This is a genomic window from Labrys sp. ALF-8 (assembly GCF_059699065.1).
On record NZ_AP048538.1, the window covers coordinates 1,713,672 to 1,735,451 of the forward strand.

At 64.7% G+C, this 21,780-nt stretch carries 18 protein-coding genes; 11 read left to right on the forward strand and 7 right to left on the reverse strand.

The window, feature by feature from the left end:
• Positions 1–191: 191 nt before the first annotated feature.
• The gene (gene metH, locus AC6H34_RS28190; protein ID WP_497541042.1) at positions 192–3,956 is read left to right on the forward strand and encodes a methionine synthase; all 3,765 of its coding nucleotides are present in this window, start codon (positions 192–194) and stop codon (positions 3,954–3,956) included.
• A 46-nt stretch (positions 3,957–4,002) separates the two neighbouring features.
• Here the strand turns inward: metH and AC6H34_RS28195 are convergent, their stop codons facing one another.
• Positions 4,003–4,668 (reverse strand): peroxiredoxin, encoded by a 666-nt coding sequence (locus AC6H34_RS28195; protein WP_448148026.1) that lies wholly within the window; start codon positions 4,666–4,668, stop codon positions 4,003–4,005.
• A 367-nt stretch (positions 4,669–5,035) separates the two neighbouring features.
• On the reverse strand, positions 5,036–7,597 hold the full coding sequence (gene cckA / locus AC6H34_RS28200; protein ID WP_497541043.1) for a cell cycle histidine kinase CckA: 2,562 nt from the start codon (positions 7,595–7,597) through the stop codon (positions 5,036–5,038).
• 448 nt (positions 7,598–8,045) lie between these two features.
• Between cckA and AC6H34_RS28205 the strand changes: the two genes are divergently transcribed.
• The 6 genes from AC6H34_RS28205 to folP all read left to right on the forward strand — a co-directional run bounded on the left by AC6H34_RS28205 (position 8,046) and on the right by folP (position 14,954).
• A complete protein-coding gene (locus AC6H34_RS28205; RefSeq protein WP_497541044.1) occupies positions 8,046–9,269 on the forward strand; it encodes a hypothetical protein in 1,224 nt (407 codons plus the stop codon).
• A gap of 191 nt (positions 9,270–9,460) precedes the next feature.
• Positions 9,461–10,660 carry a benzoate/H(+) symporter BenE family transporter gene (locus tag AC6H34_RS28210; RefSeq protein ID WP_497541045.1) on the forward strand — a complete coding sequence of 400 codons (1,200 nt, stop codon included), beginning with the start codon at positions 9,461–9,463 and terminating at the stop codon, positions 10,658–10,660.
• Between the two features lie 196 nt (positions 10,661–10,856).
• Positions 10,857–12,215, forward strand: a complete 1,359-nt coding sequence (pabB, locus tag AC6H34_RS28215) for an aminodeoxychorismate synthase component I (protein WP_497541046.1) — start codon at positions 10,857–10,859, stop codon at positions 12,213–12,215.
• Positions 12,212–12,778: an anthranilate synthase component II gene (locus tag AC6H34_RS28220; protein WP_497541047.1), complete on the forward strand. Its 567-nt coding sequence runs from the start codon at positions 12,212–12,214 to the stop codon at positions 12,776–12,778. Before pabB ends, AC6H34_RS28220 begins: the two co-directional genes overlap by 4 nt.
• On the forward strand, positions 12,775–13,647 hold the full coding sequence (locus AC6H34_RS28225; RefSeq protein ID WP_497541048.1) for an aminotransferase class IV: 873 nt from the start codon (positions 12,775–12,777) through the stop codon (positions 13,645–13,647). The genes AC6H34_RS28220 and AC6H34_RS28225 overlap by 4 nt, the downstream gene beginning before the upstream one ends.
• Before the next feature lie 11 nt (positions 13,648–13,658).
• Positions 13,659–14,954: a dihydropteroate synthase gene (gene folP / locus AC6H34_RS28230; protein ID WP_497541049.1), complete on the forward strand. Its 1,296-nt coding sequence runs from the start codon at positions 13,659–13,661 to the stop codon at positions 14,952–14,954.
• 76 nt (positions 14,955–15,030) lie between these two features.
• On the opposite strand, the gene AC6H34_RS28235 is transcribed toward folP, so the two are convergent.
• Complete coding sequence (locus tag AC6H34_RS28235) at positions 15,031–15,780, reverse strand: rhomboid family intramembrane serine protease (protein ID WP_497541050.1); 750 nt, start codon at positions 15,778–15,780, stop codon at positions 15,031–15,033.
• Between the two features lie 197 nt (positions 15,781–15,977).
• Between AC6H34_RS28235 and AC6H34_RS28240 the strand changes: the two genes are divergently transcribed.
• On the forward strand, positions 15,978–16,568 hold the full coding sequence (locus AC6H34_RS28240) for a PAS domain-containing protein (RefSeq protein ID WP_497541051.1): 591 nt from the start codon (positions 15,978–15,980) through the stop codon (positions 16,566–16,568).
• 19 nt (positions 16,569–16,587) lie between these two features.
• Here the strand turns inward: AC6H34_RS28240 and AC6H34_RS28245 are convergent, their stop codons facing one another.
• The 3 genes from AC6H34_RS28245 to AC6H34_RS28255 all read right to left on the reverse strand — a co-directional run bounded on the left by AC6H34_RS28245 (position 16,588) and on the right by AC6H34_RS28255 (position 18,267).
• Positions 16,588–16,947, reverse strand: a complete 360-nt coding sequence (locus AC6H34_RS28245; RefSeq protein ID WP_448148036.1) for a hypothetical protein — start codon at positions 16,945–16,947, stop codon at positions 16,588–16,590.
• A 255-nt stretch (positions 16,948–17,202) separates the two neighbouring features.
• Positions 17,203–17,622, reverse strand: a complete 420-nt coding sequence (locus tag AC6H34_RS28250; protein ID WP_497541052.1) for a DUF1489 family protein — start codon at positions 17,620–17,622, stop codon at positions 17,203–17,205.
• A 3-nt stretch (positions 17,623–17,625) separates the two neighbouring features.
• On the reverse strand, positions 17,626–18,267 hold the full coding sequence (locus AC6H34_RS28255; RefSeq protein WP_497541289.1) for a glutathione S-transferase: 642 nt from the start codon (positions 18,265–18,267) through the stop codon (positions 17,626–17,628).
• Positions 18,268–19,072: 805 nt separating this feature from the next.
• Here AC6H34_RS28255 and AC6H34_RS28260 point away from each other — a divergent pair.
• Both AC6H34_RS28260 and AC6H34_RS28265 read left to right on the forward strand, forming a co-directional pair.
• Positions 19,073–19,552: a hypothetical protein gene (locus AC6H34_RS28260; protein ID WP_497541053.1), complete on the forward strand. Its 480-nt coding sequence runs from the start codon at positions 19,073–19,075 to the stop codon at positions 19,550–19,552.
• Between the two features lie 138 nt (positions 19,553–19,690).
• The gene (locus AC6H34_RS28265) at positions 19,691–19,954 is read left to right on the forward strand and encodes a DUF3253 domain-containing protein (protein ID WP_448148039.1); all 264 of its coding nucleotides are present in this window, start codon (positions 19,691–19,693) and stop codon (positions 19,952–19,954) included.
• 27 nt (positions 19,955–19,981) lie between these two features.
• On the opposite strand, the gene AC6H34_RS28270 is transcribed toward AC6H34_RS28265, so the two are convergent.
• On the reverse strand, positions 19,982–20,737 hold the full coding sequence (locus AC6H34_RS28270) for a glycoside hydrolase family 25 protein (RefSeq protein WP_448148040.1): 756 nt from the start codon (positions 20,735–20,737) through the stop codon (positions 19,982–19,984).
• A gap of 163 nt (positions 20,738–20,900) precedes the next feature.
• Here AC6H34_RS28270 and AC6H34_RS28275 point away from each other — a divergent pair, with 163 nt between their 5' ends.
• Positions 20,901–21,767, forward strand: a complete 867-nt coding sequence (locus AC6H34_RS28275; RefSeq protein WP_497541054.1) for a polysaccharide deacetylase family protein — start codon at positions 20,901–20,903, stop codon at positions 21,765–21,767.
• Positions 21,768–21,780: the final 13 nt, after the last annotated feature.

Consider the following 21,780-nt stretch of genomic DNA (forward strand, 5'->3'; position numbering starts at 1 on the left):
CATTCCTGGAAATGGGTCTCACGCGAGAAGGAAGATGGCCTCACCACGTCAGCATGAGCCGATGTGGTGGTTAAGGCCGCCGCCCCAATCCAGAGCCTGACACCCGATGCCCAGGAATGCCTTGACCTTCCCACTAAGTAAGCATCATATAAGGATATCTTGATATCATAATTCGATTATAGGAGCCGATCATGGCTGCTCCCGTGGACGCTCTGTTTCCGGCCCTGCCCACGATCGACCGCGGCGAGGAGATCCGGAACGCCCTCGCTGCCGCCGCACGCGAGCGCATCCTCATCCTCGACGGCGCCATGGGCACGCAGATCCAGGGCCTCGGCTTTGAGGAAAGCCACTTTCGGGGCGAACGCTTCACGGGCTGCGAGTGCCATCTCAAGGGCAACAACGACCTTCTCACTCTGACCCAGCCGGAGGCCATCGAGGCCATCCACTATGCCTACGCCATGGCCGGCGCCGATATCGTCGAGACCAACACCTTCTCCTCCACCTCGATCGCGCAGGCCGACTACGGCATGCATGCGGCCGTCTATGAACTCAATCGCGACGGCGCCCGCCTGGCCCGGCGTGCAATAGCCAAGGCCGAGCGGCAGGACGGCCGCCGGCGCTTCGTCGCCGGTGCACTGGGGCCGACGAACCGGACCGCCTCGATCTCTCCCGATGTCAACAATCCCGGCTATCGTGCCGTCTCCTTTGACGATCTGCGCCTGGCCTATGCCGAACAAGTCCGCGGCCTCATCGATGGCGGGGCGGACATCATCCTCATCGAGACCATCTTCGATACGCTCAATGCCAAGGCCGCCATCTTCGCGACCGAGGAAGTCTTCGACGAGAAGGGCGTGCGCCTGCCGGTCATGATCTCCGGCACCATCACCGACCTTTCCGGCCGCACGTTGAGCGGCCAGACGCCAACCGCCTTCTGGCATTCGGTGCGGCACGCGCGACCCTTCACCATCGGCCTCAACTGCGCGCTGGGCGCCAATGCCATGCGGGCCCACCTCGACGAGATCTCGCAGGTGGCCGACACGCTGGTCTGCGCCTACCCCAATGCCGGCCTGCCCAACGAATTCGGGCAGTATGACGAAAGCCCGGAGGCGATGGCCGCCCAGATCGAAGGCTTCGCCCGCGACGGACTCGTCAACATCGTCGGCGGCTGCTGCGGTTCGACGCCGGACCATATCCGCGCCATCGCCGAAACCGTGGGACGTCACAAGCCCCGGCCGATTCCGACTCTCGAACCGCAGATGAAGCTGTCGGGCCTCGAACCGTTCACGCTCGACGCCACCATTCCCTTCGTCAATGTCGGCGAGCGCACCAATGTCACGGGCTCGGCCAGGTTCCGCAAGCTCATCACGGGGGGCGACTACGCCACAGCCCTCGAGGTCGCGCGCGACCAGGTGGCGAACGGCGCCCAGATCATCGACATCAACATGGACGAGGGGCTGATCGATTCCGAAAGGGCGATGGTGGAGTTCCTCAACCTCCTTGCGGCCGAACCCGATATCGCGCGTGTGCCGGTGATGATCGATTCCTCGAAATTCTCGATCATCAAGGCCGGCCTCAAATGCGTGCAAGGAAAGCCGCTGGTCAATTCGATCTCGCTCAAGGAAGGTGAGGAAGCCTTCCTGCACCACGCCAGGCTCGTGCGCGCCTACGGCGCCGCCGTGGTCGTCATGGCCTTCGACGAGCAGGGACAGGCGGACACGCTCGAACGCAAGGTGGCGATCTCGACGCGTGCCTACCGGATCCTCACCGAACAGGCGGGCTTTGCACCGGAAGACATCGTCTTCGACCCCAATATCTTCGCCGTGGCGACCGGCATCGAGGAGCATAACGGCTATGGCGTCGCCTTCATCGAGGCGGCGCGGCGGATACGCGCCACCCTCCCCCACGCCCATATTTCCGGCGGCGTCTCCAACCTCTCCTTCTCCTTCCGGGGGAACGAGCCGGTACGGGAGGCGATGCATGCCGTCTTCCTCTATCACGCCATCCAGGCCGGCATGGACATGGGCATCGTCAATGCCGGGCAGCTCGCGGTCTATGAATCCATCGACCCTGCTTTGCGCGAGGCTTGCGAGGACGTGGTGCTCTGCCGCCGGGAGGATGCGACCGAACGCCTGCTTGAGTTGGCTGAACGTTTCCGTGGCGCTGGCACGAAAGAGGCCAGGCAGCAGGATCTTGCCTGGCGCTCATGGCCGGTCGAGAAGCGGCTCGAACATGCCCTCGTCAATGGCATCACCGACTATATCGAGCAGGACACCGAAGAGGCCAGGCTGGCGGCCGAGCGCCCGCTCCATGTGATCGAGGGGCCGCTGATGGCCGGCATGAACGTGGTGGGCGACCTCTTCGGTTCCGGCAAGATGTTCCTGCCGCAGGTGGTCAAGTCCGCCCGCGTCATGAAGCAGGCCGTTGCCGTGCTTCTTCCCTACATGGAGGCCGAAAAGGCGGCCAATGGCGGCGAGGCGCGCCGGAGTGCCGGCAAGGTCCTGATGGCCACCGTCAAAGGAGACGTGCACGACATCGGGAAGAACATCGTCGGCGTCGTGCTCGCCTGCAACAATTACGAGATCATCGATCTCGGCGTGATGGTGCCGTCCTCGAAGATCCTGCAGGTCGCTCGGGACGAGAAGGTCGATATCGTCGGCCTGTCGGGGCTGATCACGCCATCACTGGACGAGATGGTGCATGTCGCCTCGGAGATGGAGCGCGAGGGCTTCGACATCCCGCTGCTGATCGGCGGAGCGACCACCAGCCGCGTGCACACGGCGGTGAAGGTCCACCCACGCTATGAACGTGGCCAGGCGGTCTACGTGACAGACGCCAGCCGCGCCGTCGGCGTGGTCTCGAGCCTGCTGTCGTCCGAAGCGAACCGCGGCTATGTGGAAACCTTGCGCACCGAATATGCGAAGGTTGCCGCCGCCCATGCGCGCAGCGAGGCCGACAAGCTGCGACTCCCGCTGGAAAAGGCGCGCGCGAATGCCGTCCGGATCGATTGGGAGTCTTATCAACCGCCCCGGCCGGCTTTCCTCGGCACGCGCGTATTCGATGAATACGACCTGGCCGAGCTCGCCCGCTATATCGACTGGACGCCCTTCTTCCAGACCTGGGAGCTGAAGGGCCGCTATCCGGCGATCCTCGATGACGAGAAGCAGGGAGCAGCCGCGCGGCAGCTCTTCGAGGATGCGCAGGCCATGCTGGCCAGGATCATCGCCGAAAAATGGTTCCGCCCCCGCGCCGTGGTGGGGTTCTGGCCGGCCAATGCGGTCGGCGACGACATCAAGCTCTATGACGGAGAAAAACGCGGGACGAACCTGGCGACCTTTTTCACGCTGCGTCAGCAGCTCACCAAACGCGATGGGCGTCCCAACGTCGCGCTCGCGGATTTCGTCGCTCCCCACACGAGCGGCAAGGCCGACTTTCTCGGCGGCTTCGTGGTGACGGCCGGCGTCGAGGAGGAAGCTATTGCCCAGCGCTTTGCCAGGGCCAATGACGACTATGCCTCCATCCTCGTGAAGGCGCTGGCCGACCGCTTTGCCGAGGCCTTCGCGGAGCGTATGCATGAGCGCGTGCGGAAGGAGTTCTGGGCCTACGCCCCGGAAGAGACCTTCACGCCCGGCGATCTCATCGGCGAACCCTATCGCGGCATCCGGCCGGCGCCGGGCTATCCGGCCCAGCCCGACCATACCGAGAAGGCCACCCTCTTCGCCCTGCTCGATGCCGAGCGGCGAATTGGCGTGAAACTGACTGAAAGCTACGCAATGTGGCCCGGCGCTTCGGTCTCGGGGCTCTACCTCTCCCATCCGGAGGCCTTCTATTTCGGCGTCTCCAAGATAGAGAGGGACCAGGCCGAGGACTATGCGCGGCGTAAGGGCATGTCGCTGAGCGAAACCGAACGCTGGCTCTCGCCCGTGCTGAACTACACGCCGAACAGCGAGGCAGCATAGGATCGCGCGCCTAGGCGAACGATCCCGTGCCGACCTTGTGCCCTCGTCACTTCGCGGATGGCTGAGGCACGATGCGGATATAGGGCTTGGGCGACTTCCAGCCGTCTGGATAGATCCGCTTCGCCTCGTCGTCGGAGACGGAGCCTGCGATGATCACCTCATCGCCCTGCTTCCAATTCACTGGCGTGGCCACGCGATGCTTGGCGGTGAGTTGCAGCGAATCGATGACGCGCAGCACCTCGTCGAAATTGCGGCCCGTCGTCATGGGATAGACGAGGATCAGCTTGAGTTTCTTGTCGGGTCCGATGACGAAGACATTGCGCACCGTCTGGTTGTCGGCCGGCGTGCGTCCTTCCGAGGAATTCGGCGCGCTTGCAGGCAGCATGCCGTAGGCCTTGGAAACGGCGAGATCTGAGTCGCCGATGAGGGGATAGTTGGGAGCGTACCCCTGCGTCTCCGCGATGTCCTGCGCCCACTGGCCGTGGCGATCGACGGGGTCGGCGCTGAGGCCGATGATCTTCACGCCGCGCCGGTCGAAGTCAGGCTTGATCCTGGCCATGTAGCCGAGCTCGGTCGTGCAGACCGGCGTGAAATCCTTGGGATGCGAAAACAGCACGCACCATGAGTCGCCCAGCCACTCGTGGAAGCGGATGCGGCCTTCGGTGGTGTCGGCTTCGAAGTCCGGAGCGACGTCGCCAAGTTGAAGGGTCATATGAAGTCTCCTTGCCATAACCGCCCTGAACTCCTGGAAGAGCGGTTCCACCTAACATGAAGTAAGTCTATATGCTTTCTCAAGAGTGCGCGCGCCGAAAGTTTCGAGCAAGGCGCGGCGGCCTTGTCTGCCCGTACTGGCGCGTTCGATGACGGTTCGACAATGGGGTGCCGCAAAAGCGATCTTCCCGCTACGACAGCCCCCATCGCAACGGTCGCCAGTTCCCGCTCCCCTCGATGCGAGCGCGCGGGTATGGATAGCATGGGCAGTCCCGGAATTCCTCTTGCCGATAGGAAGTAAGCCGAGACGGACCCGCAGCAGCCTTTCGGGCGATGCCGCAGCGGCAGCGCGGCTCTTTCACATGCGGTCATGGACCCATGTTGGATTTCACGGCCTCGACGAGTTGCTTCATCGAAAAGGGCTTGGGCAGGAAGGCAAACTCCTCGCCCTCGGGCATGTTCTTGGCGAACGCCTCCTCGGCATAGCCCGAGACGAAGATGATACGGGTCTGGGACTTGCGCTTGCGCAGTTCCTTGAGCAGGGTCGGCCCGTCCATCTCGGGCATGACCACATCCGACACCACGAGATCGATATCCCCCTCGGCCTCCTCCAATGCCTGCAGCGCCTCGATGCCGGAGCCGGCCTCGATGACCTCAAAGCCGCGGGCAACGAGCGTGCGGGCGGAAAGCGCGCGCAGGGCTTCCTCGTCTTCCACGAGGAGAATGCGCCCGCGACCCGTGAGGTCGGTGATCTCCTTCTTGGCAGCGGCCGCCGCGGCACTGGGGTGGCCAACCGCTGCTTCGGGCTCCTCCGGCACCGCCTTGGCAGTTTCCACCAGGCGCGGCAGGAAGATCTGGAAGATGGTCCCCTTGCCCAGCACTGAATGGACCAGAATGGAACCGCCGGTCTGCTTGACGATGCCGTAGACCGTCGAGAGCCCGAGACCGGTTCCCTTGCCCACTTCCTTGGTGGTGAAGAAGGGCTCGAAAATCTTGTCGAGCACATCCGGCTGGATGCCGCTGCCATTGTCCTCGACCTCGACGGCGACGTAGTCGGCCGGGGGTAGGTCGGACCGATCGAGCGCGCTCGCTTCTGAGATCGGCACATTCCGGGTGCGGATGATGACCTTGCCACCGTCCGGCATCGCGTCGCGCGCGTTGACGGTGAGGTTCATCACCACCTGCTCGAACTGGTTGACGTCGACCTTCACCGGCCAGAGGTCGCGCCCGTGCACGACGTCGAGCGTCACCTTCTCGCCGAGCAGGCGGCGTAGCAGCATTGAAAGGTCCGAGACCGCATCGTTCAGGTTCAGCACCTGGGGACGAAGGGTCTGGCGGCGCGAGAAAGCTAGCAACTGGCGGACCAGATTGGCCGCTCTGTTGGCATTGCTCTTGATCGACATGATGTCCTGGAAGGCCGGATCACCCGGCTTGTGGCTGCCGATCAGGAAATCCGCCGCCAGCATGATGGCGCCCAGGACGTTGTTGAAGTCGTGCGCGACACCGCCGGCAAGCTGGCCCACCGCATGCATCTTCTGGCTTTGCGTGAACTGCTCCTGCAATGCGCGCTGCTCGGTGGTGTCGATGACGTAGACGATGGCAGCTTCCTTCTCGTTCTCGCCGCCATCGACGGGAGCGAACCAGAAACGGGCGGAGCGGTTGCCCTGGCCCACCAGGGAGGCCTCGGCGGGATCGACGTCACCCCGCCCGGCCATCGCCTGGCGGGTGAGCTTGTTGAGGCCGTCGCGGTCGCGTTCCACCACGGCATCGAGCAGGGAATGACCCGCGGCCTCACCGTTGAGGGAATCCTTGAACAGGCGCAGGAACGCCGCGTTGGTGCGCACGATCCTGGCGCTTTCATCAACGGTCGCAATGGCCAAGGGCGAATTGTTGAAAAAGCGGGCAAAGCGCACTTCGGCAGCGCGAAGCCCTTCGGAAACATCCCCGCCCGGGCCGCGATAGATCACGAGCGTGCGCGATGGCCCGGGCTGGCCGTCGGCGGCATAGGCGATCTTGTGGAAGAGGCGCACGGGCATGATGGTGCCGTTGCGCCGGCGCAGGTCGATGTCGAAAATCTCCGTGCGGACGCCGCCGGGCTCGCCGGCCTGGGTAACCATCAGGGCACCCGCATTGCCCGGAGCGATGTCGGCGAGCGTCAGTCCCCCCGTGCCGAACTGGGCGAGGTCGTAGTCCAGCCAACCCGCGAGGGTAGCATTGAGGTAGACGATCTCGCCCGACGGATCGGCGGAGAAGAAACCGGCCGGCGCATGGTCGAGATAGTCGATGGCATGCTGCAATTCCTGGAAGACGTTTTCCTGGCGCTCGCGCTCGCGGGTGATGTCGGCGACGGTCCACACGGTTTCCGCCTGCCCTGAGGAGCGCTCGATCGGCCGCACCCGGACGCGATACCAGGAGGCGCTGCCGGCCGGAGGGGCCGACGCGATACGAAACTCCTCCATCAGGCGCTTGCCCTCCCGCGCCGCCTGCGCGAGACGATAGGTCGCCTCGGAGACGTCGGGGTCCCCCGTGAATGCACGCTCCACCGTGCGCATGTCCTGTTCGCCCACCGCACCCGTGAGCGTCAGGTAGGCCTGATTGGCGTAGACTATGCGGCCTTCCTTGTTCGTGACGAGGATGCCTTCCGGAGAATCGTCGCTGATGAGCTTGGTGAGATCGTTGCGGGCGTTGGAAGCGAGGCCGAAATGGGCAATGCCCATCGCCCATGCGAACATGGCGATCATGCCCGCGATGGCAAAGGCGGCGAGAATGCCGAAACTGGCGATCTTGCCCCAATCGGGCGGCAGCAGGGACACGCCGAGGGCCACCACGATGATCGCGGCGGCGAGCACCAACACCCAGGCGATGCCGCTGGGCCGCTCACTGCGGTCGACTGCGGCACCGCGCGCCGCCGCCTCCTCGCCTTCAGCCATGATCAACCCCACCGCATCCATCCAAGAAACGATTCGCCGCCGTGAACCCGGCAATCGTCAGCTTGGCTTATCAGGTCACATTTCAAAATGTGTTAACCTCGTTCACAAAAATAGGGAGACGACTGCCATGGAGACAGGTCTTCCCCACACAAAGGCGGTCAATCCCCTTTTTTCGCCACTGGGAGGGCAAAGGGCGGCAAGGTTGAACGTCTTTTAACGTATTTGCCCGTATCAAGGGCGGGATTGCAGGGATAGGCGGATTTTTAGCCAGTTTGCGGTTGATTCTTGGACGTTAACCGTCTTCTAAGAAAACTGCCCAGAAAGAAGACAGGTCGTATCTGGCCATATGTGCATTCCGGCGCCGGGCCTGATCTAAGGAAGCGTATCGATGAATTCGTTGAACTCTTGGCTGCCCACGCAGTGGTTCTTGTTCGCTGGCTTGCTGTTGGTGGCTGCAGTCATTGTGGCGATCATCTCCATGTACGCCTGGCGGGCGATCAGCCGACCGCACATGAGAGGCGCGGTCAAGGGGGGGCGGCAATCCCGTCTTGGCGTGGTCGACAAGTACGACGTCGGCGTCCGCCAGCTCGTCCTGGTGCGTCGCGACAATGTCGAGCACCTCATCATGATCGGCGGCCCCAACGACCTGCTGATCGAGTCAACCATACTGAGAGCCCGCGCCGCGGGGCAGCCGGTGCGTCCGGCGGGCGTCGCCGTTCCGCCGCCGACTGCGGCGCCCGAGCGGGTGTCGAGCTATCCGCCCGCGCCGCGTCAGGTCGAAGAGGATTTCGCCCGCCCCGGCGAGATTGAACCGCCGCCGGTTGCCAAGATCGAGGCCCCTGTGCCGACGCCCGTCGCCACGACGACGGCGGCACCCGCCTTTGCTCCCGTAACGGCGCCACCGGTGGCGGGCGCGACAGCCGCGCAGGCGGCCCGGCCCGGTGTGGTTCCTCCACGGGAGCCAGGCTTCTTCCAGCGTGCATCGACGCGCTTCCAGACCTTCAAGAACCCTCCAGCCGGTCCGGCCGCCCCGGTTCCTGCCGCCACGCCACCCAGGGAAGAGGAGGATGAGCCTCGTGCCCATATCGACGCTGCCCATTTCGAGGAATTGCTGGGCGCTCCCGAAGAGCAGGCCGTGCCGGCGGCAACCACCACTGCGACGCCGGTGAGCGAATACGACTACGAGGGTACCGATTTCGAGCCGGCGCCGGAAGAGGTCGAGCCTGTCACGACACCGCAGCCCACCACCACCCGCCTTACCCTTCCCGAAATCCGACTGCCGGATCTCAAATTGCCGCAATGGCGCAGACCGGCGACGGCGACGAGCAGCGAAGCGCCCGCCGCGCCCACGCCCCGTCCGACCGAAGCAAGGGTCGAGCCCCGCTTCACGCCCGAACCCCGCTTCACGCCCGAGCCGCGCCCCGTCGGCGGCGGGCGGATCGAGCCCAGCCTTACCCCGGCGGAGCCCCGGCCGCAGACCACCGAAGCCCCTGCCCGCCATGAGCCCTTCCGCATCGGCGAGCGTCTGACCACGCCGACCCGCCCGCTGACGCCGCCGCCCGCACCCTCGACCACGCGGGCCCCGGTGGAGCCGGAAGATCCCTTCGCAAGTCTCGAGGAGGAAATGGCCAATCTCCTCGGACGAACCAGGGATGACGGCAGGAAGCCCTGAGTGAGGGTGGCAACGGGCGGATCTTCCGCCCGTTTTGCTTTTGGACGAGATGAGCGCAATCCTGTCCAAGCGCCGGCCGGCGCGAACTGATATCTGGCTCGCCAACCGGGCAAGGCACGCCGCATGGCTTGCACATTTCTTTCCGGTGGCCGAATAAGGCCTGTTTCACTCACTCCGCCGGCCGATACCCCATGCGATCCTTCTTTTCCGATATCAGCGGCCAATCCACCGGGATCGGCATCGTGACCGCCGTGGTGGGATATACCAGCTCGGTTGCCGTCGTGATCAACGGCATGCAAGCCGTGGGCGCCTCGCCCGGCCAGATCGCCTCAGGTCTTGCCGTGCTGTGCGCCGCCATGGGCCTTTGCGGCGTCATCCTGAGCCTCGCCACCCGCATGCCGATGATGACGGCCTGGTCGACGCCCGGCATGGCCCTGCTGTCCACCCTGTCGGCTCCCGCGGGTGGCTATTCGGCCGCAGCCGGGGCCTTCGTGGTGACGGGCGTTCTGATCATGCTCGCCGGCCTCTGGTCCCCCCTCGGCCGCATGATAACCCGCATTCCCCGCCCCATCGCGGGAGCCATGCTGGCGGGAATCCTGTTCAAGCTTTGCCTCGCTCCCGTCACGGCCTTGGGAGAGGTGCCGAAATTCGCAGTGCCCGTGATCCTGACCTGGTTGGTGGTGGGCCGCTTCCAGCGCCTCTGGGCGGCGCCGGCTGCGCTGGCAGTCGCCCTCGCCGCCATGGCTTTCGACGGGCAGCGAAGCACCCAGCAATTCGCTCTGCCGGCACTTGAGTTCGTATGGCCAAGCTTCGATTGGCAAACACTTATTTCGATCGCACTGCCCTTGTTCATCGTGACCATGGCCTCGCAGAACATCCCAGGCCTCACCGTGCTCACGACCTACGGCTACAAGGCGCCGTCACGCCCGGCATTCCTTGCCACGGGAGGCTTTTCGGCCGTCACGGCCGTGCTTGGAGCCCCAACGATCAATCTCGCCGCCATCACCGCCGCACTGTGTGCCGGCCCCGATGCCCATGCGCGGCCCGAGCGGCGCTACACGGCCGCAGTGGTGGCGGGCCTTGCCTACGTCGTGATCTTCACGCCTCTGGCCGCCATCGCCACCAGCCTGGTCACCGCCTCTTCGCCCATCCTCATCGAAGCAGCCGCGGGACTTGCTTTGGTGGGAGCTTTCGGCACCTCCATGCTCGGCGCGGTGCAGGATGAAAAGGAGCGCCTGCCTGCCCTTGCCACCTTCCTGATCACCGCCTCCGGTTTCAGCCTCTACGGTGTCGGAGCCGCTTTCTGGGGCCTGTGTGCAGGACTTGCGGTGCATTTCCTTTACAACGCTGCAAACATGGGCAGGACAAAAGTCGAAAAAAGCGCTACATAGTGAGACGATGTTCCACGTATCTCCACAGGGCTGAGAGATGCGGGACGCTTGCAGCTTCAGCTCAAGCGTGATGAGTTCCGGCCGGCTGACAGGGAAGCCGCCCGACGCTCCAATCGCCGAACATTGAAGCGGGCTTCCGCGTAACACGAGCTGGCTGGTCCTGCGGGGGGCGTGGCCGGGATTGTGCTGAACTATCATGATCGTGCTTGAGATACCCTGGACCGATCCCGTCGAAGCCGCCGCCGCGCTGGCCGATCAGCCGCGCCTAGCACTTCTCGACAGTGCGATGCCCCACGAGAGCCTCGGCCGCTGGTCGTACCTCGCCGCCTCCCCGTTCGGGCGCTTCAGGGTGGTGGATGGAACGGCCTTCTGGAACGAGGAGGCCCTCGCCGAGGCTCCCATGGCCGCCCTGCGCGCCGTTCTCCACCGCCACGCACGGCCTCCCTGCCCCGGCGCGCCGCCCTTTGCCGGCGGCGCCATAGGTTCGATCGCCTATGAGGCGGGGCATCTGTTCGAGAACTTCGGGACGGACGTTCCGCCGGCCGCGAAGGGCTCGGCGCAAATCGACCTGCCCTTTTATGATCGGCTGCTCGCCTTCAACCTGGCCGAGCGCCGCGCCTTCGCCATCGCCCCCGACGAAGCCGGCGCGCAGGCTCTATACCAGCAGCTCCAGCATGCGCCCAAACGCGGTCGTGCGCCGACCGGCCTGACCTGGCGCGACAGCCGCAGCCGCCCCGAATACGAGGCCGAGGTTGCCCGCGTCGTAGGCTATATTCGTGAGGGCGACATTTTCCAGGCCAACCTCTCGCATCGGTTCTCCGCCACGCCGCCCGGCGGCGCCGACGCCCTGGCGGCCTACCGAGCCCTGCGCCGCTCCAATCCCGCGACCTTCGCCGCGTTGCTGGTAGACGGCGAGCGCTTCATCGCCTCGACCTCGCCCGAACGTTTCCTGCGTCTCGACGCTGGCTTCGTCGAGGCCCGGCCGATCAAGGGCACCAAGCGGCGCAGCACGCATCCGGCACTCGACGCGGCCATCGCCCAATCCCTCGCGGGGAGCGAGAAGGACCGGGCCGAAAACATTATGATCGTTGATCTTTTGCGCAACGATCTTTCACGCGTCTGCGAAGCCGGCAGCATCGAGGTGCCTGTCCTCTGCGGCATCGAGACCTACGCGTCCGTGCATCATCTCACCTCCGTGGTGACGGGGCGCCTCAAGGCGGGCCGCGATGTCACGGATCTGATCGCCGCAACCTTCCCTGGCGGTTCGATCACCGGCGCGCCGAAGATCCGAGCCATGGAGATCATCGGGGAACTTGAGCGAGAGCCTCGCGGCATCTATTGCGGAGCCATCGGCTGGATCGGCTTCGACGGAGCGGCCGATCTCAACATCGCCATCCGCACGCTGACCTTCGATGGAAGAGAGCTCCACGTCCGGGCCGGCGGCGGCATCACCCTGCTCTCCGATCCGTTTTCCGAATATGACGAGACCCTGGCCAAGGCCGAGCGTCTCCTCGCCGCCTTCGACGATCCCGCCCGGGAGGAAGCGGCGGCATGATCCTCATCGTCGACAACTACGATTCCTTCGTCTTCAACGTCTCGCGTTATTTCGAGGAAGCTGGCGCCACGCCGCGGGTGGTGAGAAACGATGCGGTGTCCGCCGAGGATGTCGAAGGCATGGGCGCGAGGGCCCTAGTCTTCTCCCCTGGTCCCAAGGCGCCCAAGGACGCCGGGACCTCGCTCGATCTCATCCGAACCTTCTCGGGCAGATTGCCGATCCTCGGCATCTGTCTCGGCCACCAGTGCATCGGAGAGGCGTTCGGCGGCCGCACGGCCCATGCACGCACGCCGATGCACGGCCGTGCATCGAGCATCGAGCATCAGGGCGGCGGCCTGTTCGCCAACCTCCCGCGCCCCTTCGAGGCGGCCCGCTATCATTCGCTCATCGTCGAACTCGGCGAGGACAGCCCGCTCGAGGTCACCGCCCGCAGCAGCGAGGGCGAGATCATGGCCCTCACCCACCGCCAGCACCCGACTTTCGGCGTGCAATTCCACCCGGAATCGATTTTAACGCCGCACGGTCACGACATCATTCGTGCGTTCCTGGATCGGGTTCCGTGAGCTTCCTCATTCAACGCCTGCATTCCCGGCCTGATCCAGACGGTGCCGCGATCAGCGTACTCGATCGCGGCTTCCAGCTTGGCGACGGCGTGTTCGACACGATGGTGAGTTTCGGCGGCCGGGCTTTTCTTCGCGACCACCATGTCGGGCGCCTGAAGCGGCATGCGGAGAAGATCGGGATCGATACGGCGGACCTGCCCCTCGAAAGCATGCTCGACTCGGTTCTGGCCGATGCCGGTGGCGAGCACGCCATTCTCCGCACGACGCTGACGCGCGGCCAGGCCACCAGGGGCCTGTGGCCGGGTGATGCCCAGCAGGCAAGCCTTCTGGTGACGGCGCAGTCATGGTCACCTGCCTTGCTCGGCCAACCGGCGCGGCTGTGCGAAGCGAGCACGCCCCGCAATCAACACTCCCTGCTTTCACGCATCAAATCGCTGGCCTATCTCGACAATATCCTTGCGGCGCGCGAGGCGGCGCAGGCGGGCGCGGACGATGCGATCATCCGCAACCTCGATGGAAATGCCGTCTGCTCCACGATCGCCAATCTTTTCGCGGTGGTGGACGGCATGCTCGTCACGCCGCCGCTCGGCGACGGGTGTCTCGACGGCGTGATGCGCTCGCTGGTGCTGCAAGAAGCGACAGCGATGGGGCTGCATCATGCCGAGCGCAGCCTCACCCCTCCTCTCCTCGCCCGGGCGGACGAAGTCTTCCTCACCAATTCCGTCCGGGTGGTCCGGCCCGTCATCGCCGTGGGCGAGCACAGGCTGCCCCCCGCGACGCTGACGCCTCAAATCCTCGCCCGTCTCCTGGATCGCATCGAGCGCGACACATGCGTTCGCCTTCCGGCTCCTCCCATCCCAGTTCAATGAGTTCGCCTGCCATGATCTTCATCGCACTCGGTGCCAACCTGCCTTCGCGAGAAGGAGCTCCGCGGGAAACCTTGCGCAGAGCGATCTCGGCTCTCGCCTCACGTGGCCTGAAGATCACGGCCCGTTCGCGCACCTATATCACGGAGCCCGTGCCGCGCTCCCGCCAGCCCTGGTATGCCAACCAGGTAATCGCGGTCGAAACCCGGCTCCCGCCCCATGGCGTGCTCCAACTCCTGCTGGACGTCGAACATCTGTTCGGGCGGGAACGCAGCGAGCGCAACGCTGCCCGCACGCTGGACCTCGATCTCATCGCCTATGAGCGCGAGATCATCGACACGCCCGATCTCATCGTGCCGCATCCACGCATGCATGAACGCGCCTTCGTCCTGGCGCCGCTCTCCGACATCGCGCCCGAATGGCGCCACCCCGTCACCGGCGAGACGGTGGTCGCCATGCTCGCCCGGACCGATCGGGCTAATGTGCGCGCTCTGAGGCCGATCCCGCAATTGATGGGCATCGTGAACGTCACGCCCGACTCCTTTTCCGATGGCGGGCGCTTCGACCAGGCCGAGGGCGCCGTCGCGCATGCGCGCGCCCTGATGGACGATGGCGCGGATATCCTCGACATTGGCGGAGAGTCCACACGGCCCGGCTCGCGTCCGGTGGACCCCGACACGGAATGGCAGCGCATCGGCCCGGTCATCGAAGCGCTGGCGTTCGAGGCGCGCGAACGCTTCCGCCTGCTTTCCGTCGATACGCGTCACGCATCGACCATGGCCCGTGCCCTCACCGCGGGCGCCACCATGATCAACGACATCTCCGCCCTCGACGATCCCGCCAGCCGCGAGCTTCTCGCCGGCCACGATGTCCCCATCGTGCTGATGCATATGCAGGGTGATCCGCAGACGATGCAGAACAACCCGTGCTACACGGATGTAGTCAGCCAGGTTCGCACGGAGCTCGACTTCAAATGCCAGCGTGCGATCAAGGCCGGCATCGATGCCTCACGCCTGTGGCTCGACCCCGGGCTCGGTTTCGGCAAGACGCTCGAGCACAATCTGGCCCTGCTCGACGCCACCCCCCAATTGCGGACGCTCGGCTATCCCGTGCTGATCGGCGCGTCGCGCAAGAGCCTTGTCCGCGGTGTCGATCGCGAAGTGCCGCCGCCCCAGCGGCTGGGCGGATCGGTAGCGGCCGCCATCGCTTCCGCTCAGCGGGGAGCGGACGCACTCCGCGTTCATGACGTGGCCGAGACCCGGCAGGCCCTTGCCGTGTGGAGTGCGGTCGAAGGCCAGGCCATCGGCTGACCGCACAGGCCGGAGTCGCTTCCCTCGCCTCGTTCGCCGGGGAGAGCGGCAGCCAATGTCGTTGCAGTGTTTCTGTCTAGACCACGCGCCTCAGCCGAGGCTGCTTGTCGAAGAAACGAAAGAGCAGCAGCCCGGCGAGGAAGCCGCCGATATTGGCCGGCCAGGACGCGACGCCTTGCGTTCCATTCAGGATGAAGGGGCTGACCGCGTTCCAGGCGGTGATGAATCCGAAGACAGCCAGCCAGATCCGCACGTTCTGGTCAGCCAAGGCGTCGCGCAACGTCCAGGCTGGCTTGCGGAACGCACTGCCGCCGGCGACCCGGAAGGCGTTCATGGGAGAGCCCCCCTTGAAGAGGAAGTGGATGGCGGCGGCGAACAGGCCGGCCAATCCCCCTCCCGCCCCCACCATCGCCACCGGCCTGCCCCAATAGACAAGCAGGCAGGCGATCGAGCCGCCGACGGTGCACAATGCCGTGAACCCGAGGAATCGCCAGGTACCGAAGCGCCAGGTGACCGCTGCGCCAAGCACCAGCAGGGCCGCACCGTTTATCATGAGCGTGCCGGGATCGGACTGGAGGAAGAACGTCGTGACGAAGCTGGTTATGCTGGCCACGTATCCGCCCGGCAAAGCGCTCGCCACGTCCGTCGCTGGATCGTAGCGCGCCGGCACGAAGGCAAGCGCGAGGTCGACCCAGTTCCCCCAGGCCGACGGTAATACCGCTCTGACGATCTGGACGGCGACCAGCAGGCCGGTCAGCGCGACCGGCGCCAAGGGTACGTTGAAGGCAGCCGGCGGATCGATATTGTTGCGAGAATTCAAGGACAAGCGGGATACTCCTCGGCCATCGGTTCAAACACGGCAGACCCATCCGGTTATGCCTAATGCCGAATCAACATCGTTAACCTTTTGTTAACATTAATAATTCGTTTCCAGGCAGTAACCATGCTGCCCTCTGCCGCAGTTCCTGCAGCCGGTGCTATCGTCCCGCCGTCGCCCGCATGACGGCGGGCAATGGGCGACTGATGATGAAGAATGCGGCGACACGCGATCTCTACGGGTATTGGGACAATTTAAGGGCCGGACGGCCTGCGCCTGAACGCGTCGACATCGATCCGGCCGCCATACGCCGCGTCCTTGGCGATACCTTCATCGTGGAGATCGACAAGAGCCATACCTTTCCCTTCCGCCTGGCGGGAACGCGGATGTGTGCTCTGCTGGGGCGGGAGTTGCGCGGCGCCTCGCTGCTCGACCGCTGGACGGAGCGCGCCGCGCTGGAGCAATTGGTGATGGCGGTGTCCGGCGACATGACGGCGCGCGTCCTCACCGTGAGGGCCGTCACCGAGCAGGATCATCAGCTCGATCTCGAATTGCTTTTGCTGCCGCTGCATCACCGCGGCAAGGCCAATGCGCGCATTCTCGGCTGTCTGACGCCGAACGAAGCACCCTATTGGATCGGCCTGCACCCAATCGCCCGCTTCGAAATCGTCGCTGTCGAAAAGGTGGTTCACGGAGAGACTAGAGCCGCCCAGTCCAGGCGCTCAACCGCCCTGCCCGCCGGAGCGCGTCGCTATGGGCATCTGACGCTGGTGGACGGCGGCAAGGCGCACGTCTGAAGCAGCTCGGCCTTGCCGCTCAGTGCACGCGATGAGCGTTCTCGCGCAGCGAACCGGCGCGGCTGCGATGGAGAAGGTCGCCGCCGACACCATCGTCGAAGAGCCTGTCGCGGATCGCCTGGTAGCGATCGAATTCATGATGATAGTCGTCCGCGAGATCCTGCCAATCCTCGACATCATCCAGGCGGGAGGCGGCGAAGCGGTCGGCGGCCGCCGCCATGTCGGCGTAGGCCAGCGCGACCGGAGACGTACGGAATAGCTTGGTTTCGCTGAGGGAGACCTCGCCTGTATCGATGTCACGGGCCTGGACGAGAAAGCCGTCCGACTGCACGATCACCTCGTAGCACCAGCCCTGCCCTTCCGTGGTTGCGATCAACATGACGTCCTCCATCCACTCAACTTGGGGCGATGATGCCAGAGCGGGGAAATTCCGAAGTGCTATCCTGCACACAACATGGTTAACGCTTGGCAACCGACTTCCGACGTGGTCCCGGTCAATGAGTGCCAATTTGACGCAGGTGACGTGACCTTCTCGTGAATATGCGGCGCAAGTTCTCGCGCCCGCAGTTACGGGCGATACAGGCCTTGGCTCCAGACCGTTGAAAAGCGCCGTCGCGAGCCTGAATCGCCCTGCTCAGACGAGGCCGATCACCCGCAACTGCCGCTGCAGTTCCATGGGCAGCTCAGCATCGGGAGTGCCGGCGCCGGGGAGATCCGGAGGTGCGTCCGCCTCGCTGAAATAGCGCCACCCCTGGAACGGGCCGCGAGGGCGAGGATCGACGGCCACGACGGCGGGATCGAGAACGATGTCGCATCGGGAGATACCGTCCTCGTCCCTATGGCCGCGCAGGCCGAGAATACGCTGGCGGCAGCACAGTACTCCCTTGATCACCCAATAGAGCGAGCCGCCATCGAGAATGGCGTCCCGGTTCTTCGGCATCATGCGGGTGGTATGGATCTGCTCACCCGCCAGCCGCAGCCGCAGTGCGATCCACTCCTCCAGATCGGCGATCGATTCCGCGCCGACGCATAGTTTGATCAAATGGAGAGCCATGCTCTATGCAACACCGTCGATATCCGCGATCACCTCGACCTCATCGAGAGCGGCGCTCTCCCACTCGCGCCACATCGGGGTCGCCATAACCGCATCCATATAGGCCCTCACCGAGGCCGGCACCTTGATATCGTAGGCATGAAGGCGGTTGACAACCGGCGCGAACATCGCGTCCGCATTGTTGAAACTGGAACCGAAGAGGAAATCGCCTCCACCGCCGAAGCGGGCCCGGCAGTCCACGAAGAGATCGACCACGCGCTCGACGCTTGCCAGCGTCTCGGTGTCGAGTGCGATCGCCTTGGGTTGCCGCTTGATGTTCATCGGGCAGTTCCTGCGCAGTGGCATGAAGCCCGCATGCATTTCCGATCCGATAGAACGGGCGTGCGCACGCGCCTCCTTGTCCTGGGGCCAGAGCGCGGGGGCAATCTCGGCGAGGTATTCGAGAATGGCGATCGATTCATGCACGAGGATGTCGCCGTCGATGAGGATCGGCACCTTTCCGGCCGCGGAGATCGTCTTGATCGTCGCTGAAGTCTCCGGCTGCCTCAGCCAGATGACCTGCTCCTCGAAGCCGATGCCAGCCGCCTTGGCGGCAAGCCAGGGGCGCATCGACCAGGAGGAATAGTTCTTGTTCGCTATGATCATCTTCAAGGCGGGCACTCCGGAAACGTGCCGCACCATGCCCAGTTGACGCCTTGGGCGCAAACGGAGATTGCGACCGTCAACAGCGGTTCCCCACTGGGAACATCGACACCTCGCAAGGCGTTTTCTTTCGGGTGAGACCCGGCTGGAACATCTCGTTGCGCTTGGCGTGTCGCAGGGGCATTGTTGCCGTTACGGATCATGACGATTCAGGGAGATCTACCCATGAAGAAAATGCTTGTTTTTGTCGGCTTGCTTGTCATTCCCCTAGCTGGATGCGCAACCGATGGATATTCACCCTACGATCCATACTACTCAGAACCCGGCTACGCGGCTCCCATTTATTATGGGGACAGCTATTACTATAATTCCGGATACCCTCGGTATCGTGGGGATTACTGGCGCCACGGCCGCCCCTGGCGGGGATATCCTGGCCAGCCTCGCCCTCCGGTCACCACTCCGGGCGGTCCCGTGGCCGGTGGTGGCGCCTATCCCCCGCGTCCCCGGCCCGGCCAGATCCGCCCGGTCTACACGAACAACCCCAATCGTCCCGCTCCGCGCATAGGCCCGGCACCGGCTTACAACAATGGCGGCGGATATGGCGCCGCACGCCGCTGTCCACCCGGCACCGGCCCGGGCGGTTGCTGAGCCGGCGCGAGGGGGTGGCGGCAACAGGGTCGGGATATCCCGAGGCCACAATCGTGTCGCGCGAGCCGGGCCGGTGACGTGGTATAATTGGTGAGTTGCGGGGCTCGCGACATGCCGCCATGCTATGGACGGCCGAACATGGGCTCGGAGCATTGAGGCAATGAAGAAGACAATCCTGCTCGCCGCCCTGTTGACGGCTCCCCTAGCCGGGTGCGCTGTACCCGGCTATTACGAGGATCAGCCTTACGGCCAGCCCTACTATGAACAACCCTACTACGCCTGGCCGGACTACGATTACCGCGATCGCCGCTATTGCCGGCGCCATCCCTACAAATGCGGGCGCCCTGTCCCGCATCGCCCCGGCGGCGCGCCCGGCAACCCTGGCGCCGGCAACTCGCCGGGCACCGGTCCCGGCACTCCGCGGCCGGGGCGCTGGTCGAACTGGCCATCCACGCGACCGGGCACACCGCCCGCCCAGGGCACCCCTCCGACGGTAATTGCGCCCCCGCGCCCTGGCCCGTGGAGAAACGCACCCGGCCTTGGCGGCGCCTCCTCGCCTTCGAGCCCGTCCTTTAACCGGCCTACTCCTGCGCCCGCGCCGCGCCGCTGCGCGCCGGGCCCGGCAGGCGGGGCCTGCTGAATCGACGGAAGCGACCGGCATCCGGGGCACTGCCTTTGCATGGGCGAATCGTGACGCGGGCTGTAACCGGAGACCGTGGGCAGCATGCCGGGCTTCAGCATCTGCCCTGCGACAGGATGCTCCGGGAGACAAGATCCAATGGCTGACAAGAAAATTCTGGAAGAAGTCGCGCTGCGGCTGATCGCGGCCCTCCCGGCCGGCAAGACGCTGGCACCCGCCGATATCGCGCAGGAAGTTGCCGGCAAGGCGGCGGATCAATGGGGGCCACTGATGCAGCCCATCCGCCGCATCGTCGTGCGACTGGCCAAGGAAGGCCGTCTGGTCATTTACCGCAAGGGCGAGCCTGCCGATCCCGACGACTTCAAGGGCGTCTACCGCCTCGGCCCGGTGAGGATGGATTGAGACGGCGGATGCCGCCGCTTTCGTCCGTCAGTTCGATGCGACGCTGCCGGTGGTGATGTTCTGCGCCAGGAAGTCCTGCCACTGCTTCTCCGAGCCGGCAAAGGCATTGCGGTCGACCTGGCCCCGCACGCCGGGTACGCTGCCTGTGGCCGTGTATTGCCAGAATGCCCAGGAGCGATTGCCATAGCGCTTCTCCGGGTGGCCGGCCACGGAGCGCACCCAGAACGGATAGTCCTCGAGCTCGCCCGTCAGGATCTGGCGGTGGAAGTCGACGGTCGTATAGATGATCGGCTTCTTGCCATAGAACTGCTCCATGGCATGCAGGAACTTGACCATGTCGACATGGATCTTCGCGGCCGGCGGGCGGAGCTTGCAGGTTGGGGAAAGGTGGTTCCATTCCATGTCGAGAACCGGCGGCAGCGCATCCGGCGCCGGCGGTACGTGGGTCTTGAACCAGGCGATCTGGTCTTCCACCGGGCGGCAGAAATAATAGAAATGATAGGCGCCGGTGGGAATGCCGGCAGCGCGGGCTCCATTCCAGTTTGCCTGGAACTGGTCGTCGATCCGGTCACCACCCTCGGTCGCCTTCAGATAGGCGAAGCGCACGCCACCCTGCGCGGCAGCCTGCCAGTCGATGACGCCCTGATATTTCGAAACGTCGATGCCGTGAACCGGGAAATCCTTGGGACCAGGATAAGCCTGCTCGACGGTGGAGCAGGCGCTGAGCAACAGCACCCCCGCCGCAACGAGGCCAAAGCGAACGAGCCGCGAGAGCGATCCCATGGTTACAACCCAATATAAGAGGCCGCTACCGGCGGCGGTCCATTACTGGAAATGCACGATAGACACAGAAGCTTAACCGCTTCTCACTGTCGACAAAAATCTTTGGAAACTCACCAAAGAATCGTCTCTATCAGGCGAATCGTCCCCTCTTCAGGTTCCAATAATGAAGTGCGTACTACTTGCCGCGGCGCTGCTGTGTGCCCTTCCCACTGCCGCTCTTGCCGCCTGCGGCCCCGACTCGCTCGGTGTCTCGCGTATCCTGCCGATCGGAACCGTGGGAGGCGGAGAGGTCGGATTGAAGACCTATCCGCAGACTCTCAGGCTCGAACCGGGCGAGGTCGTGCTCACTTTCGACGACGGGCCGAGCCCGGGCCACACCGAAAAAGTCCTCGACGCACTGGCTGCGCAATGCGTGAAGGCGACCTTCTTCATGATCGGCCGCAACGCGGCGGGCGCCCCGGGTCTCGCCGAGCGCGTCGCGAGGGAAGGACACACGATCGGCTATCATTCCATGACTCATCCCGTCATGCGCGGCATGGCCTATGAGAGGGCCAAGGCCGATATCGAGAACGGTTTCCGAGCGGTCGACAAGGCGGTCTACGGCAAGGTTGGCGAGAGACCGCATCAGCCGTTCTTCCGTTTCCCTGGCTTTGCGGACACACAGCAACTGGATACCTGGCTGGCCTCGCTCGACATGGTGATATTCGGCGCCGACCAATGGGCGAGCGACTGGGAACCGGAAACACCCGACGCCGAGTTGAAGCTGATCCTGGCGCGTCTGGAGAAGTCCAGGGGCGGCATCGTGCTTCTGCACGACATCCAGCCACGCACCGTGGCGATGCTGCCTCAGTTCCTCCAGGAGTTGAAGAAACGCGGCTTCCGCATCGTGCAGATCGTGCCGGGTCCCGGTTCGCTGGAAACGAGACCGGCACCCGCGGGATGGACGTCACAGACCGATCGGATCATCAAGAAGCGGCGCGCTGACCGAGCCGCGCCGCAGGGCGCCACCTTCAAGCCGCCGGCCCCGTGACAAACAGGACAAG